General features: G+C 41.8%; 13 protein-coding genes. 6 read left to right on the plus strand and 7 right to left on the minus strand.

All coding sequences use genetic code 11. From position 1 onward, the window contains the following. The first annotated feature begins 604 nt into the window (after positions 1 to 604). The 3 genes from HWQ37_RS09745 to HWQ37_RS09755 all read left to right on the plus strand — a co-directional run bounded on the left by HWQ37_RS09745 (position 605) and on the right by HWQ37_RS09755 (position 4,956). A complete protein-coding gene (locus HWQ37_RS09745) occupies positions 605 to 1,294 on the plus strand; it encodes an acyltransferase (protein ID WP_292746272.1) in 690 nt (229 codons plus the stop codon). Positions 1,295 to 1,749: 455 nt separating this feature from the next. Then, entirely contained in the window at positions 1,750 to 1,866 is a 117-nt protein-coding gene (locus HWQ37_RS09750) for a photosystem II reaction center protein I (protein ID WP_041566417.1), read from the plus strand. A gap of 195 nt (positions 1,867 to 2,061) precedes the next feature. After that, complete coding sequence (locus tag HWQ37_RS09755) at positions 2,062 to 4,956, plus strand: DUF3769 domain-containing protein (RefSeq protein WP_292746274.1); 2,895 nt, start codon at positions 2,062 to 2,064, stop codon at positions 4,954 to 4,956. Between the two features lie 178 nt (positions 4,957 to 5,134). Here the strand turns inward: HWQ37_RS09755 and HWQ37_RS09760 are convergent, their stop codons facing one another. The 4 genes from HWQ37_RS09760 to murJ all read right to left on the minus strand — a co-directional run bounded on the left by HWQ37_RS09760 (position 5,135) and on the right by murJ (position 8,982). Continuing rightward, entirely contained in the window at positions 5,135 to 5,386 is a 252-nt protein-coding gene (locus HWQ37_RS09760; protein WP_292746276.1) for a hypothetical protein, read from the minus strand. 210 nt (positions 5,387 to 5,596) lie between these two features. Then, positions 5,597 to 6,091: a hypothetical protein gene (locus tag HWQ37_RS09765; protein WP_292746278.1), complete on the minus strand. Its 495-nt coding sequence runs from the start codon at positions 6,089 to 6,091 to the stop codon at positions 5,597 to 5,599. 171 nt (positions 6,092 to 6,262) lie between these two features. Further along, a complete protein-coding gene (locus tag HWQ37_RS09770) occupies positions 6,263 to 6,883 on the minus strand; it encodes a hypothetical protein (protein ID WP_292746280.1) in 621 nt (206 codons plus the stop codon). Between the two features lie 494 nt (positions 6,884 to 7,377). Beyond that, positions 7,378 to 8,982, minus strand: a complete 1,605-nt coding sequence (gene murJ / locus HWQ37_RS09775) for a murein biosynthesis integral membrane protein MurJ (protein ID WP_292746282.1) — start codon at positions 8,980 to 8,982, stop codon at positions 7,378 to 7,380. A 386-nt stretch (positions 8,983 to 9,368) separates the two neighbouring features. Here murJ and HWQ37_RS09780 point away from each other — a divergent pair, with 386 nt between their 5' ends. Then, positions 9,369 to 12,386, plus strand: a complete 3,018-nt coding sequence (locus HWQ37_RS09780; protein ID WP_292746283.1) for a GAF domain-containing sensor histidine kinase — start codon at positions 9,369 to 9,371, stop codon at positions 12,384 to 12,386. Between the two features lie 204 nt (positions 12,387 to 12,590). Here HWQ37_RS09780 and HWQ37_RS09785 read toward each other — a convergent pair whose 3' ends face one another. From HWQ37_RS09785 to HWQ37_RS09795, 3 genes are all read right to left on the minus strand, one after another. Beyond that, on the minus strand, positions 12,591 to 13,517 hold the full coding sequence (locus tag HWQ37_RS09785; protein ID WP_292746285.1) for a hypothetical protein: 927 nt from the start codon (positions 13,515 to 13,517) through the stop codon (positions 12,591 to 12,593). Positions 13,518 to 13,563: 46 nt separating this feature from the next. Continuing rightward, positions 13,564 to 14,070 carry a pentapeptide repeat-containing protein gene (locus tag HWQ37_RS09790; RefSeq protein ID WP_292746288.1) on the minus strand — a complete coding sequence of 169 codons (507 nt, stop codon included), beginning with the start codon at positions 14,068 to 14,070 and terminating at the stop codon, positions 13,564 to 13,566. Between the two features lie 112 nt (positions 14,071 to 14,182). Then, positions 14,183 to 15,706, minus strand: a complete 1,524-nt coding sequence (locus HWQ37_RS09795) for an LCP family protein (protein WP_292746291.1) — start codon at positions 15,704 to 15,706, stop codon at positions 14,183 to 14,185. Positions 15,707 to 15,821: 115 nt separating this feature from the next. On the opposite strand from HWQ37_RS09795, the gene HWQ37_RS09800 reads away from it, so the two are divergent. Both HWQ37_RS09800 and yidD read left to right on the plus strand, forming a co-directional pair. After that, complete coding sequence (locus HWQ37_RS09800) at positions 15,822 to 16,886, plus strand: mannose-1-phosphate guanylyltransferase (protein WP_292746294.1); 1,065 nt, start codon at positions 15,822 to 15,824, stop codon at positions 16,884 to 16,886. Between the two features lie 114 nt (positions 16,887 to 17,000). After that, entirely contained in the window at positions 17,001 to 17,261 is a 261-nt protein-coding gene (gene yidD / locus HWQ37_RS09805) for a membrane protein insertion efficiency factor YidD (protein WP_363318098.1), read from the plus strand. Positions 17,262 to 17,275 lie beyond the last annotated feature (14 nt).

A 17,275-nucleotide genomic window follows, 5' to 3' on the forward strand; every position in this document is an offset into this window, starting at 1 on the left:
GCAGAAATTTTATCTAAACTTTGAATATAGTCTAGTTAAATGTATTTTTTGTTGCCAAATAGCTTGTGAAACTGAGTTGTTTCAAAAGACGAAAACTGCTTGAGAGTAAATAGCCTCAAGACAAACAACACTATCCCTAATTGCTTTAGGGGTACTGTTAGCGGTAGCAAGCTTTTAAAATTTGCCAGATAACCAAAACAGTAGCCTATCTAAACCAGCAAATTTTCTATCAGACAATTTAAGAGTCTGAGTTTTGACCCGACAATGCACTGAAATTGTTTTGTTAATTTCTTTTGTGAAAAAGAAGCCAAAGTTTTACGTACATATAATAGTACAAAAGCTTCTAGTGACTTAACATAATTGTGCATATTACTTGAGTAATTCTACACACCTAACCTCAAGAACTGCTCCCATAGTCAAAGCCAGATTCTGGTTTTTCAAATATTGAAAAACCATCTAAAAATCTGGGGAAATCTTGGTGATAGTGCTACCTTGGCTCATGTATGAATACACACAGAGCCTATTGGTATTGGCAGAAGATTACCATACAGCCAAAACAACTTTAAACACTGTCAACAACAATTGATTAAAGAGATATGTAGCCATGCAGAACGAGCAATATTTTTCCAAATTGCAGCGCGTGCAAGAACTTTTAGTAACTACAGTGTTAGGGGATATTCCGACACTTCTTCTCGGCCCAAAGTTGCGTAATTTAGGATACCGTAGTATTTTTGGCCAGATAGGCAGCCCAGTGTATATTCAAAATGGTGTTGAATTTAACGGTACTTCTTGTATTGAAATCGGCGCAGGAGTCTATATTTTCCAGGGTGTGCGGATGAATGCGAGAGGACACAAAAATAATCGAATTCATCTAGGAGATAGAGTCGCTATTGAGCGTAACGTTGATATCGGGTCTTTGGAAGATACGTATATACATATTGATGAAGACACCTTCATTGCTCCCAATGTGTGTATTGAGGGGCCAGGAGACATTAAAATTGGTAAACACTGCTTGATTGCTGCCCATTCAGGGATATATGCCAATAATCATAATTTTGCCGATCCGATGGAGCTGATTAAATACCAAGGTGTTACTCGTAAGGGAATTGTGATTGAGGATGATTGTTGGCTAGGACATGGAGTAACAGTATTAGATGGCGTTACTATCGGCAAAGGCAGTGTTATTGGTGCGGGAGCAGTTGTTAATAGAGATATTCCTCCTTTTTCCGTTGCTGTCGGCATACCTGCACGAGTCATCAAAAACCGAATTGGCAAAGATATGGCAAAGCTTTAAGTTGAAAAATAGGGAATGGGGCATTATGTAACCTCGTTCCTAGCCTGGAGGCTAGGAACGAATTCCGAGAGGGCTGCTGCCTCTTGTCAAGAAAGAGGAGGCGGAGCCTCTGGGAATGGGTTCCCAGCCTGGAGGCTGGGAACCAGTTGGAAAATAGGGGATTGGGCATGGGGCATGGGGTAATTAACCTGTTCCTTTTTTAAGAAACCTTGTGCTGTTAGTCAACGTCACAGGAGTAAACAGTCTCTGAGTTATTTCCCAAGGGCATCTACAAAGTCAGGCAACTGAGTATCTTGCACTATTCTCAATAAGCGTAGGATAGGCACTACCAGTCCCCAATCCCCAGAGTCCTCTAAAAAAGGGACGAGATTTGGGTAATATAAAGTAGCTATCTTTTCTGCATGGCAGAGACTGAAAGAAAAGCTTTCTTTGTTTTACCCGTTGGAGATATTTCTATGCTGACTTTAAAAATCGCTGTTTATATTGTTGTTGCCTTCTTCGTAACTATCTTCATCTTCGGATTTTTGTCGAACGATCCAGCTCGTAACCCCGGTCGTCGGGACTTAGAGTAAAGGGCGATAAATCATCCGCGACTTTGGAAGGCGGAAAATACTAAACGCCACGGAAACTTACTAAGCAAAAATTTAGTAAGTTTCTTCCTCCAAGTAGCTTGCTGTAGGTAGCAGAAGGCGACAGTCGGAAGGCAAAATGTATGTTTATCCTTCCCTTTGTCATTTGGCTGTTTGTTAGCCCGATTTTGCTCACTTATGCTTCATCCAGTTCTGCCACCCGATCCACCTTCTATTGTTGAATCTTTACAAACTGTAAATCCCGCCTCATCTGCTAGTCATACAAAGTTTCTTTCAGGTGTAGATACTGGAATACACGAAAAAACAGATAAATCCAAGCAGCCCAAGAGTTTGGCTCAGTTGGCAATTTCGGGTAACACCAAGAGCGATCGCTTATTGTCAATTCCGATCGCCTCAACTGAAGATCGCTTGGTAGTTGCTGAAACGTCTTCTGCATCTCATTCACCAGAAACCTTACCACCAGAAAGTTCTCCACTCATCGGTTCTGCAACTGCTGGGCTTTTGGGGCAGCCACTGGTCGTTAGTTATCCCACGCCGGAGGTGACAACCTCTAATCGCCAAAATAAAGAAGATACAAAGACAAGTCCGAGCGTTGAACCCCGTCCCTCGGAACTTGTTCTCATGTCGGTGCTGCGTAAACGAGAGATGCAAAGAAAAGTTGCAGCCCAGGCTTCCGACCAAGACGTAAAAGGTGAACCTGCTCAAAAAGTCGGTCAGCGAGGTCTAACGACAAGCGGCTTCTCTACGAGAGGCTACGCCAATGCGTCTACGCTACATCCAAACTCTAATGGTGGAGAAAAACAAACCTTTTTGGACTCTTCTAGCTTTAACTATAGAGTTTCTCCAACTCCCCTTGTCTCCCAATCTTTGCGCCCTGTTGAAATTGCCCCAACTGTCGCCAACAGCAATAAGTTAGGCAAATCCAAAGGAGAAATTTTAGTTGAAAAGTTAACCCAACAAAAACAGCAAGGTGATATTACTACACAACAGTCTCTAAAAAAAGACAATATCTCTTTATCTGCTGCGGATCTTGCACCGAGTTCTCAATCAGTACAAAATTTTATAACATTCAAGTCTCGTAACCCGACAAATCAACTCTCAACGCCCATCACTGTAGGATTTAAGTCCAAAGTCCAGCAAGAAGCTCAAGTACCAACGCCTACGCCACAGCCGCAAGCTCAACCATCTCCTACAACTGCGCCAGCTACCACACCGCCAGCCGGGCCGAGAATTGTGGAAGTCACTTCAGATCGGCAAGAGTATGACGAGAAACAGCGAATTATTACAGCTGTAGGTAATGTAATTGTGCGATTTGATGGGGCGGTGGTGGATGCCGATCGCTTGCAAGTCAATTTAGACAACTTGATCGCTGCGGGGGAAGGAAACGTCACCTTAACACGGGGCGATCAGATACTTCGTGGACAACGCTTTACCTATAACTTCGTTCAAGATCGTGGGGAACTGGAAAATGGTAGAGGAGAAATTTATGTACCTTCAGCACAAACAGATTTTGCTTTTTCACCCACGGCTGTAAGTGCTGGTGGAGTTTCAAAACGTCCGCCCAGCGATCGCATTAGAGCCAATCAACCCGTTTCTGGTGTAAGTAGCCCTGGGGGACTTGATGTGACATTTGGTGGCCAGGCAGATGCTAGCAATCTCCCGCCACCGAAAACAGGGGGTGCAGTTAATCGGCTCAGGTTTGAAGCTGAACATATTGACTTTTATCCCCAAGGCTGGCAAGCAAACGATGTCCGCATCACCAACGATCCTTTTTCGCCCCCAGAATTAGAATTACGCGCAGATAAAGTAACTTTGACGCGAGAATCACCCTTGGTAGACCGGATCAGGACACAGAAGCAGCGTTTGGTATTCGATCAAACAGTCTCCTTACCAATTCCTCTGAATGAGCGTACTATTGACCGCCGAGAGCGAGACGTTACACCTGCAATTGTCTCCCCCGGCTATGATGGAAAAGATCGGGGTGGTTTGTATATTGAGCGTGGCTTTCCAGTAATCGATACAGAGCAGACACGCTGGACGATCACGCCCCAGTTATTATTACAGAGAGCTGCACAAGAAGGCACGGGTGACTTAGGCGCACTGTTTGGTGTGAAGACCAAGCTAAATTCTGTTTTGAGTCCACGGACGATAATTCAGGGAACTGGGGAGTTAACTAGTTTTAACTTGAACGATTTGGAAAACAATTTGCGGGTGAATTTAGGATTACGCCAGACATTAGGCACTTCTCTTCCCCACACATTGAATGTCCAATATAACTACCGCGATCGTCTCTATAACGGTACTCTGGGTTTTCAAACTGTCCAGAGCAGTTTTGGCGGCATTATTAGCTCTCCGGTAATTCCTTTAGGAAAAAGTGGCATCAACCTCAACTATCAGGCAAGTGCCCAGTATATTGATGCCAACACCGATCGCCAAGACTTGCTAGAACCAGTGCGGGAAAACAATCGCATTTCACTTGGTCGTTTACAAGGCAGTGCTACCCTCAGTAAAGGGCTGTTGCTATGGCAGGGAAAACCATTACCACCCACTGCCACTGAAGGATTACGATACACGGCTACCCCTGTAGTTCCTTACTTGCAAGCGATCGCTAGCGTCACAGGCACTAGCAGTTATTACAGCAATGGTGATAACCAAAGCACTCTAATTGGTACAATTGGTTTACAAGGGCAAATTGGTCATTTTTCCCGACCTTTTTTAGACTATACCGCCTTTAATGTCAGTTACTCTCAAGGTCTTAATAACGGATTATCACCCTTTTTGTTCGATCGCTCCGTTGATAACACAGTATTGACGGCTGGAGTATCACAACAAATCTACGGCCCTATTCGCTTAGGCTTTCAAACATCTGTTAACTTGGATACTGGTAAAGCAACTAGTACCGACTACATTTTGGAATATAGCCGTCGCACCTATGGCATTACATTACGTTACAATCCGGTGCTAGAGTTAGGCGGCTTCAGCATCCGAATTAGTGATTTTAACTGGGGTGGCGGCACCGATCCATTTTCGGAAATTAAGCCAGTTGTGAACGGCGTACAACAGGATAATTAAGAGTGCTGAGTGCTGAGTGCTGAGTTATGAGTTATGAGTTATGAGTTATGAGTTCTGAGTTATGAGTTATGAGTTCTGAGCCTACACAAATAAATTCAGAAATCAAAGCGGACTGCTAAGATTTTCCATCTTTTGCCCAGTTTAGGGAATGGGGATGACTCGGCAGGCGATCGCACAATTAATTGGTTGATTCTGCACCAGGTATTCTTAAGTTGGTATAATCGCCGCTTAGTTGAACCCGCGATGGTGGTTGGTGTAGGGTTACACAACATCTGTGAACTGCGGCTTGGTACTCTCGCCATTGCTTACGGATTGCAATACTGGCAGCATCATTACCTAAATCGGAAAATCTTAGCCCCGCTCGAATTAGCCAGGATTCCACATCAGTTGTTTCACCAACTATTTCTGAAATCAGATTAATCTTTTTCATGAGTAATATCTTATACGTATATTCTAAATTACTCACTTCACTTTAAGAGAAAGTATCAATACTAGCCAATATCCTTTTTTATCAAAATCATCAATAAAAATGATTCATACCTGAATATAAATACTCAGGTATGAAAGAATGAATTACTATTACGGCTGGTAAACATCATTGCTTTAGCTTCCGAATAAGCCGTTTTCTAGCTCGTAATCACTAGAAGCGATAGCCTAATCCGGCTTGGAAACTGACGGCATCACCATCACTATTTTTGTAAGCATCAATACCCCATTTAGTATCACCGTAAGCAATGACATTGTTGCTAACTTCTGATTCAATACCAAGGGTGACTACAGGTGAATTCTGATTGCCCAAGGGGGTTTTTTGACCTTCATCAGTTACAAAAGAATAACCACCACCGAAGTAAACGTTAGTATTTTTGGCGATGGGCGCATCATAAGTCACTATGGGCATAATTGCAGCAGCATCACCACCATACAGTACGGAACCCCGCACTGAAACAGGTGTTTTAGGAACAGCGTATCGCCCTTGAATATTACCACCAATTTGTGCGCCACTGGTTGCACCAACCGCAACACCAGCACCGATGTAGTTAGCGTTAGTACCTGCTGTTTGAGCAGACGCAACGCCGGCTGAGAGGATAATGGAAGCAACAGCAAGGAAAGAGCCAGCTAATTTGGTAAGTTTCATAGAATTATTCTCACTAGAGTTAAGTAAAATCAATGTTCTCTAGTACTAGAATCTCTCTTTTTACAAAATGTAACCTCACGCATCTGGTTCACCCAAGTGGCTGAATTATTTCTCACCCACTTGGGTGTAATATGAGGCGGTACGGGGTGAGAATTGGGTGGGTAGGGTCATTCAATTTTTCAACAACCTTACTAATATTCTCATCAATTCATCAATATCTTCGACAACTCTGTAGCTATTAATCCCTAGAGTAAAATGTTTATTTACTCTATCAAGACAAGCAAACTGCCATAAGCTCCCTGTACTGACACAAGCAGTTAATATAGGTTGTTCTGCAAGAGTTGGGGAATCGTCCCACAAATCCAGTGCAACCATTTCGGCTACTAATTGAGTGAAGCCTCTACTTAAATCAGCTTGTTTTGCTTCTATAACTAATAGTTGATTTGGTTGGGTAGTTCTAATTAAATAATCTAGTGTACCTTGAAGTTGATGATTGACTCTCAAACTAAATTCTATTCTTAGTTTTGCCTTCGTGTAATGAATCAACTCTAGTACTATTCTAGAAATTATTACTTCTCTTCTAGCCAACTCGGTACTTAGTTCTACATAAGGAAGTGCTTCTTCTATCCTTTCTCTCAATTCGACTAACCTATCCAATTCGCCTGAGTATTGTGGCAATTGAAATACTTTATACTCCAATGAATAACCGAAGGCTTGAGCTAGGTCTTCAGAATAAAAACCACTGTCGAAATATTTGCTAAACGTGTAGATTTGATTTGGATCTAGCTTCATGAGATTTTATTGGTCGTTGTTTTAAGGTCTGATGATAATTAAATTATTTAATCCTATAACTACATATCCTACCTGTAAACCCCATCCTGTAAGCAAATAAACTACTTCCTTATACCATTTCACGAAAAGCCTGATACAAATAAAGCATCAAGAATAAAATCCCAACCTGTAATAGAAGCAACGATTGATGTGTTTAATTGTTCCAATCGCTTCCAAATAAATTCTCTTAATTCATCTAAAGTTGAGAAGCTTTCCCAAGTTAAATGCCTTTTAACTTCCTCCCACAATCTTTCAATTGGATTGACTTGAGGTGTATGCGGAGGCTGAAATATTTAATTGAAGAATTCAGGAGTCAGAATTTAGGAGTCAGAACAAGAAAGTGGAAGATTCAGATCCACCACCCTCTTGTCTTTACGCTGCGCTATCCGCTTTTTCTGACTATAAGTTGATGCTGAATTCTGACTCCTGACTCCTGAATTCTATTTAGATAACAGTTATTTCTTCAAAAAGCGCTGACGTAGACGAGATATAAAAATATTCACCTCTGGTATTTTCAGCCAGGAAGCGATCGCAGCAAACACCGCAATTCCCACGAAGCCAGATATACACAATTGCAACACCACAATTAGTAAACCCGTTTTACCTAACAACTGCTGAGAACCAATCAATGTCCCATAGCTTGCTATCCCACCGACTACGCTACCACCAGCCAAACCCAAAATCGGTAAACTCCACTCGCGCCAAGGTAAACCATTGAGTTTGCGATCGAGCAACCATAACAGCATTAACATTGAGCTACAATTTACACCCACTGTTGCCAACACCAAACCGGGAGCGCCAAAAGGTTTAACGAAAAACCAATCTAATATGATGTTGAGCAAGATGTTAAAAATACTGATGCGAAAAGGTGTCTGTCCATCGCCTAAAGCATAGAATACCCGCACTAAAACATCACGCCCCAAATAGACAAACATCCCAATTCCATAAGCCACTAATAAGGATGAAACTAGCTGTGTGGCTTCTGGCTTGAAAGCACCGCGCTCATATACCACCTGCACAATGGGGACAGATAGCGCCACCATCAGCGCCCCTAACGGTAGCATGGTAAAAGCAGTGAGTAGAAGTCCTTGACGAATGCGTGATTTTAACTCTGGCCAATTTTCGGGGCCAGCAAGTTTGGCAAATATCGGTAATAAAGGCAGTAAAATGATATTAGAAATAATCCCCAAGGGAGTTTGTACTAATAGATTCGCATAGTTAAATCCTGCCGCCGCCCCAGGGATAGGACTAGCAAAATAAAGGTCAGTGGCAACATTAATTGGCATCATTCCAGAGGAAATTGTTGCCGGAGTCATGATTTTAATCACTTCTTGAACGCCTGGAGATTTAAACTCAAATCGCAAGCGTAATGTGCCTAATCCTAACCGCCACTGGACAATTAGCTGCACTAACCATTGGAGAATTGCTCCTGCCAAGGTTCCCCAAGCTAAGACCATTCCCCCGATTAAAGCGTACTCTGGTTTAATAATGTCTTTGCCCAGTTGCATCGCCAAGATTGCAAGACCGCCAACAACGGTAATACTTGATAATAAAGGGCTAATGGAGAGCAACCAATATTGATTGGCGGTATTGAGAGTACCAAAGCCAATGCCAATTAAACCGGCAAATAAAGCCATTGGTGCCATAATGCGGAGTTGTTGAATTGCGATCGCTCTGGTTGTTTCTTGCAAACCATGACCGACTAAATCAATGATCGCATCGGCAAAGAAAATCTGAGCCACTGTCACCAGCAACAGAACTCCAGCTACCAGCGTTGTCACGGTTTCCACTAGGGGAGCCGCTTCTTCTCGCCGCCGCTTGGCTAAAACGCTGACGAGCGCACTGTGTAATGGCCCATTTACACCACCGAGTAAAATCAATAAAAAGCCAGGGATAATATAGGCATAACTATAGGCAGTAGCAGCAGCACCAACGCCAAATGCGGCAGCGATCGCTTGCTGCCGCACTAAACCGAAGACTTTACTAATTAATGTGGCTGCGGCAACAATGCCAGCAATTCCAGCGAAAGAACGAGAGGGTTTTTGATCTTGTTGTGTCACGAATAATACCCGACAACTCTTGCAGAGTGCATACTTTAAACATTTAACCTGAAATTCCGCAGTCTGTCAGGTAAATTTTGACAAATTACTTATTTTACATACTTTCACCCTACAGCCCTTTGGGTATCCTACGGCGGGTATTGGCAAAGCGATGCCTACGGCGGGCTACGCCTACGCTCAAGAACTTAGTTATGTCCTCTGTTGTGTACAAGCCAAAATTATTTTTAATCCATTACGAGGATAGATAAAGAAAGGGGAACTATAACAATAGCCATCTTCTGGGAAATTGTTGAACACTGCAAAAATTTGCAGGTTGTCATATTTTTGACACCCTTTAACTCCATGAAGTTTGGTTTACTGATTATTAAACGACATAATCCAGAGCAATGGAACCCAATTCAAATTTCACGGAATATCAACTTCTCTTGTCAAGCGCTCAACTTCAAGAGCAACTAGAGCAACAAAAGGCTCTGGCGAGTGTAATTGTCCGAATTCGGGAGTCTCTTGACTTAGAAACAATTTTTCAAACGACTGTTACACAAGTGCGTCAGTTGCTAAATGCTGATCGTGTAGCAGTCTTCCAGTTTGACCAAGAGAAAGACTGGGAAGGAGAATTTGTTTCTGAGGATGTTGCACTTGGCTGGGACTCAGCAATGGCAGTAAAAGTTTACGATCACTGCTTTGGAGATCAATTTGCTGCCAGTTATCAACAAGGTAGAGTGCAAGCAGTAGCAGATATTTACAAGGCGGGACTGAGTGATTGTCACGCCGCAATTTTGAGTAAATTTCAGGTACTAGCTAACCTCGTTGTCCCTCTATTGCGCCAAAAGGAACTGTGGGGATTGCTTTGCATTCATCAGTGCAGTGAGGCTCGTGACTGGAAAGAATCGGAAATTGAGTTTATTCGTCAAATTGCTGACCATCTTACCGTTGCGATTCAACAAGCGAAGCATCTCCACGAAGTCAAATTGCAAGCCGCAGAATTGGCTCAAGCGGCTCAACGCGACCAAGTAATTGCTCGGATTGTCGATGAAATTCGCTCACCCCTTGATATTGAAACCATCTTTAAAACAACAACTCAAGAAATACGCCAGCTGCTGCAAGCTGATCGAGTTGCCATCTTTAGCTTTAATGACGATTGGAGTGGTAACTTCGTTGCTGAATCATTTGTGGAAGGTTGGACTCCTTTAGTTGGTGTTCAGCCTGCGATCGCTGATACTTATTTACAACAGACGCAAGGCGGACGTTACGTTAACAATCAGACATTTATAGTAAATGATATTTATCAAGCCGGATTAACAAACTGCCATGTAACCCTGTTGGAGCAATTTCAGGCAAAAGCCTTTGCAACTGCCCCTATTCTCCAAGGAGACAAACTTTGGGGAGTTATTGCTGCCTACCAAAATGCCTCACCTAGACAGTGGCAATCTTATGAAGTGGAATCACTGAGCAAAATCGGCACACAAATTGGTGTAGCAGTGCGACACCATAAGTTACTGGCATACGCTCAGTACCAAGCAGAGCAACAAAAGACATTAACTAGCGTCATTACTCGAATTCGGGAATCCCTAGATTTAGATACAATCTTCCAAACTACTGTCACCGAGGCACGGAAAATGCTGCAAGCAGATCGAGTGGCAGTTTTTCGTTTTGACCCTCAAAAAGATTGGGAAGGGGAATTTATTTCTGAGGATGTTGTACCTGAGTGGAACTCGGTAATCGCAGAAAAAGTTTATGATTATTGCTTCGGTGAAAACTTTGCACCCCTTTACGCCCAAGGTCGAGTAAATGCGATCGCTGACATTCATCAAGGAAAGTTCCCCGGTTGCTACGTCCAAATCCTAGAAAAATTTCAAGTGCGGGCAAATATGGTCGCACCACTATTAAAAAAAGGTGAGCTTTGGGGATTATTGTGTATTCACCAATGCACTGCTCCTCGTTTTTGGCAACCCTCTGAAATTGAATTTGCCAGTCAAATAGCCGAACAATTAGGAGTCGCATTAAAACAGGATTCTTATTTAAAGCAAGTTCAAATGCAGGTTGTCCAGTTAGCAGAAGCCACGGAACGGGAAAAAGCAATGGAACGGCAAGAACTGCTGGCTGCAACTATTGATAAAATCCGCCAGTCACTCGATATTAAAACTATTTTTAGAACCACTACTCAAGCTGTGCGAGAGTTGCTTGAAGTCGAGCGAGTTGCAATTTATCGCTTTAACCCGGATTGGAGCGGTAAATTTGTGGCAGATTCCTTTAAAGATGGTTGGAAACCTGTTGTACAAACCCAACCAATGATTATAGAAACTTTTGAGAACACAGACGATGATAACGAACTTCCGCGTAATGAAACCTTTGTTCCGATTCGGGAAGGTGAAAAATTATGGGGATTATTAGTTGCTTATCAAAATTCGCAACCCCGTTATTGGAAAGAAGAAGAAATTAATTTACTGGCTCAAGTTGGGGTACAACTAGGAATTGCGATTCAGCAAGCAGAATTACTCGAACAAACTAAACGTCAAACCTTAGAACTTACTCAGACTCTGCAAGAATTAAAACAAACTCAAACTAGGTTAATTCAGGGTGAAAAAATGGCAGGATTAGGACAACTACTTGCTGGAGTTGCCCATGAAATCAACAATCCGATCAGTTTTATTTTTGGCAATCTTATCCATTTAGATGAATATACTCAAGAACTATTAAAGGTAGTGAAACTTTACCGTCAAAACTCCTCAATATTGCCAACTATTCAAGAGCAAATCAACAAGAGTGATTTGGACTTTCTCATCGAAGATTTACCCAAAACTCTTGAGTCCATGAAAGTAGGAACAGAGCGGATTTGTGATATTGTGCTATCACTGCGAAACTTCTCTCGTACAGATGAGGCAGAATTGAAGCCAGTAGATATTCATGAAGGGTTGGATAGTACTTTGTTAATTTTAGGGCATCGCCTCAAAAATAATAATGAACGCCCACCTATTGAGATTGTTAAACAATATGATAGTTTACCTTTGCTCGAATGCTATCCCGCGCAATTAAATCAAGTGTTTATGAATCTTTTGAGTAACAGTATTGATGCATTAGAGGAAAAGTTCAACACTATACAGCAAAGGTATTTAAAATTATTACAAACGTGTCCGAGAATACCTTTGACTATCTGGATTAATACGCAAGCCGTTAATAACCAGATTGTAATTAGAATAGCTGATAACGGTCTTGGGATTCCAGAAGAAGTGCGATCGCATATATTTGATCCCTTCTTTACTACCAAAGCACCAGGTAAAGGTACGGGGTTAGGATTGTCTATTAGCCATCAAATAGTAGTTGAGAAACATCATGGTCAGATGAAATGTTCTTCTAAACCAGGAGAAGGAACAGAGTTTTTAATTGAAATTCCCATTGATAATTAGAGGCTACTGATTTTTGACAATTTCAGTCAATTTTAAATAGGGGAGCCGGGAGCCAGGATAAGTAAAGGTTTCCTCCGTTCCCCGAAGGACTCATAACAGGCTAATGCACCAACACCTGAATCAATATAATAATTTATTTTTTTTAGAGTTTAGGATGCGATCGCAGAGTTGATGTTGATACAGCCGCAGAATTAGTATAAACAGCTACTCATTTGATGCGAGGAAATTTTTGATTATTTTAACTATTTCTTGTTTTTCTTGAAACCCAGAACTATAAGTACCAATCAAAGGTACTCTTTCACCAGATTCTAACATTAAGGTAATTTGATGAACTGTACCATCTTCGCCATAAAAGCTTTTAACTTTAATATCAGCAATTTCGTTTAACGAGTACAAAAAAACTGATTTTCCCAATTTTCCAAACCATTTATAGTGGCTGATACTTAAGCTATTTGACTCTTTATCAAAATTACAATCGATAAATGAACCTGACGCTATAATTAATAAACCTAATAATAGGCAAAATATGGTTATGCCAATTGCAGCGTAGACGACTAAAGTATCATCTTTCTTAACTACTAAACTTGTTTCTAAAGGTTGTACTAAGAAATTCTTAATTTTTAATATGATAAACTCCGCTTCTTCGGAAAAATAATCACTGTAAGTAGTTCGTCTAAACGGAATACTTTCTGTTTTAGTGAATAACTGAACTTGATATTTATATATTATTTTTCCCTCTTTATCAGTTTTAGTTTGTTTTTCTAAACGACTTCCAATTAATCCAGAAATTTGTTTTTGGCTTTTTTGATGACCAAAAAAATCAAATTCTATCAGTTGACATATAATTTTTGATGACTTTTGCTCAATACTGGAAGCTTGTAAATTTTGGGGTACACGGTCACAACTAATTTGTGTGATACTTGTAATCGTAAAAATAGTATATAAGGAAATTATCCCTATTTGTCCAATAAAGAACCCAATAAATCTAAGTAATTTCGGTTGAACAATACACTTAAGCTGATTTTGTGTTTGCTCATAAATTTGTATATTTTTATCTCTGACCAAATCCCAAATTAAAATCAAATCGATAGCGAATAATATATAGTGTAATAAAGGAGTTTGATTTTCCATTTTTTCGCAAAAATGTCTCTGTTTTGAAGCTCAACGCTGAGATTCTTTACCTACAACCCAAACTATCTCGCGTTGACACACCCGTAACTGGATTTACGCCATCGGCTCTTTCACACAGCAGCGACACTTGATAACGGTCAATTAAAGCATCGGTAAAATCAGCACCAGTGACATCAGCATCATAAAAGCGGCTGCTCGTCAAAGTTGCTTCAGTAAAAATGACATTTTTCAGGTTAGCACCATCCATAGTCACGCGATCGACTAAAGCGCCGCTCAAGTTCGCATCTTCCAAATTTGCCTTTAATAAAACTCCTTTAGTCAGAATTGCGTTGGTTAAATTCGCTCCTTGAAAATTCGTCCCCCGCATTTCTGCTGCTACAAAAGTTACACCTGCCAAATCAGTATGAGAAAAGTCACGATTTTCTAAATTTATATTGTTGTAATTGATTGTGTTTATCTGAGCAAAAGCCGGTTTGGGATTAAGTATTATCCACCCAAAGGCTAGTAGTAAAATCACAATCAAACCCAAAAAGCGCAGTAAAATCTTTTTCATAACTTTATTATTTGTCAGTAGTCATTAGTCCTCTCTTACAAAGTTCTGAGCGGAGGTTTCCTCCGCTCAGACTTTGCGCTTTGTCATTTAACCAATGACTCATGACTCTTGCCTATTTCCAATCTTTCCCAATGCGGATTGTCAAATCGGATTCTAAATCACCAATGGCAGACACCTCGATTTGACCCAAGCCTAAGACTTTTTGCAAATCAACCCCAACTCGTCGGTTGCCTTTTTGGACAATAATCTGAGTTTGACGTTGGGTATCTGGCCAATCAGGTGCTTTGTAAATATTATTAAAGCCTTTCTGTTTCAGATAAGCAATAACTTTTTCAGTTAACTGAGGTTGATTTGAAGCATTTTGAATAGCAATTTTGAGGTTAGGAACCTGACGCATATCTGGTTTTAGACCAGGTACATTTACCCCAACATAATCATTCAACAGGCTCTGTTGTCCAGTCATATTCAGCCAATAACTATTAGGGTCTTGGCTAAAACGGCTAAAGCTACCAGGCAACACGGTCATTTGGAAATTATCTCGATCTAGATTAAGACCGAAATTGACCAACGCCATCATTTCTTCCATCTTCAGGTTGGTATCAAAGTATTTTCGCATTAGGCGAGTTAATTGAGGCAACCTGGGCAAGATGGTGGGACTATTTAAGCGTTGCAGCAGGGCTGCTGTTAGTGCTTGCTGACGCTGCACTCTCGGCAAATCTCCCAAACCTGGTTCGCGGAATCGGACAAACTGTTCTGCTTGTTCGCCGTTGAGGGTTTGCCAGCCACTGACTAAATTAATCGACAGCCGACTGCTAGAGTCTTTATATTCCATTGATTTAGGAACAAAAACCTCTACTCCGCCTAACTGATCGACTAACTGTCGTAAGCCACTAGTAGAAATACGGATGTAGCGATCGATTGGGGCGTTGTTTAAGGTACGGCTAACTACCCGTGCTGCCAAGACTGGGCCGCCTTTGGCATTGGCATCAGATACCTTAGTTAAACCCTTTTCTCCCTTTTCGGGGATGGCAATCATTGTATCTTTGGGAATGGAAAGTACCCTTGCAGATTTTTCACTAGGGTTCAGTCGTACCAATAGCATGGAGTCACTTTTCCCGGCAAAGCTTTCTGGTGAGCCATCAACAGTACCGCCGACTGGTTCAATCCCCATGATTAAAATATTCATGGGTCGTGAAAGCTTGTACTGGGAGAGTTTGCCCCATAACTCCCCTGGTAATGGGATTTTTACTTCGTCTTTAGGAGCAGTTCCTAAATCGTCATCTGTTCGATCTAAATTGCTCCATAAAGGAGTCCACAGCGCTAACGTTGACACCAGCAGTCCAGATAAGATGATGCCAATGACAACCGTCATAAACCATAACAGCCATCGAGGCATGGTTAAGCCCAGTCTCTCAGAAAGCTGATTGGGAAACGCGCCCACAGATTCTACGACGCTACGGTTCGGATTCGCTGGCTGGTTTAGTTCGACCTGCTCCTCCTCTGAGTCGGCTACTGGTGCTGGTGTTACTTGATTTTCTGTCCGTTGAATTTGCGACGATCGCACGTCACTTTCAAACTCTACTACTACTTGTTGAGACGTAACCGGATTTTCCGACCATTCGACTTGTTTTATCACAATTATCTCCCCACTCAACCACTCCCTAAAAGTATGTTAATCCAAGCTACAAATATTGCCAGTGGAAAAGCTCACTGTAAACTTGTAATGTTCTTCGGTAGGCGTGTATGACAACATGAATACTTTATTGTTCCCCGTAATCCTAGCTGGTGGTAAAGGTGAACGTTTTTGGCCCCTAAGCCGCAAAGACCGACCCAAGCAATTTTTAAGTCTTGATGGTAGCTCTAGAAGTCTATTACAAGCAACCGCCGATCGCTTGTTAGCACTCGGAGGAAGTTGGGATTCCCTGTGGGTTATAACTTCTAGTCAGATAGCTGAAGGCGTAAGACAACAATTACCTGATTTACCAGTTGAAAACTTGCTGATTGAATCGGAAGGCAGAGACACTGCCGCCGCCGTTGCTTGGACAAGTTTAGAAATCAAACAGCGCTATGGTGAAGACGCTGTGATTGGCTTTTTCCCTGCTGACCACTGGATTGCTGACCAAGAGGCCTTTGCACGCACATTAAATGCAGCTACGCAACTGGCAACAAGCACAGCAGCGATCGTTACACTGGGGATCAAGCCTACTTTTCCATCAACCGGTTACGGCTACATTGAGCAAGGTGAAAAAATAGGTAGCTTTAATGAGTTGCCAGCTTATCACGTGAACCGCTTTACTGAAAAGCCCGACCGGGAAACGGCAGAGACTTTTTTATCTACGGGACGTTTTAGCTGGAATAGTGGAATGTTCGTTTTTCGGGCGGGGGTTGTTCTCAAGGAACTACATACCCATGCTCCAGAAATTATCGAACCTTTAGAACAACATGGCCCTGATATCTATCCCCAGTTGCCTAAGAAGAGTATAGACTATGCGTTAATGGAAAAGACAACTCTAGCATACGTTTTGCCAGTTGATTTTGGTTGGGATGATTTAGGAGATTGGAATGCGATCGAACGTTTACTGAAAACAGAAGATACTCCCAATGTGGAACTCGGTACTCACGTAGGCTTAGATACGCAAGGGGCGATTATTTACGCCTCAAATCCAGAGGATGTAGTTGTTACTATTGGTTTAGAGGACGTAGTGATTGTGCGCGATCGCAATGTCACCCTCGTTGTTAAAAAAGAACGTACCCAGGAAATCAAGCAGATCCTCAAAATTCTCCAAAGTGATTCCCGATTTACTGACCTGCTATAAAAGTTAGAACCCTTGGCAGAGGCGAAAAAGTCTATTTTCCTATTATAACTTGACTGTCTGCTATTTTATCTGACAGTTATGGACATTATTAGCTTTGAACCTCTGGCCAAGACAATGGCAATCGACTCTATTACTGCCTATCAAAAATATATTTCTCCGTCCAAAGGATTTTCTTGTTCCCATCGCTTATTACACGGTGGGGATTCCTGCTCTAATTACGTCAAAACTCTTCTGAGTGAACAGAAGCTCCACGAAGCCGTACAATCATCCATAAAAAGATTTCAAGATTGTGCCGCAGCTAGCAAAACTTTAGCAAGCATCAAAACTAGAGCCGATTTCCGTTGTATTGTCATTCCCTGCTGCCTACCTCTTTAACTCCTCTGCCTCTT

It is taken from the genome of Nostoc sp. NMS4, assembly GCF_017115095.1.
Taxonomy (GTDB): Bacteria; Cyanobacteriota; Cyanobacteriia; order Cyanobacteriales; family Nostocaceae; genus Nostoc.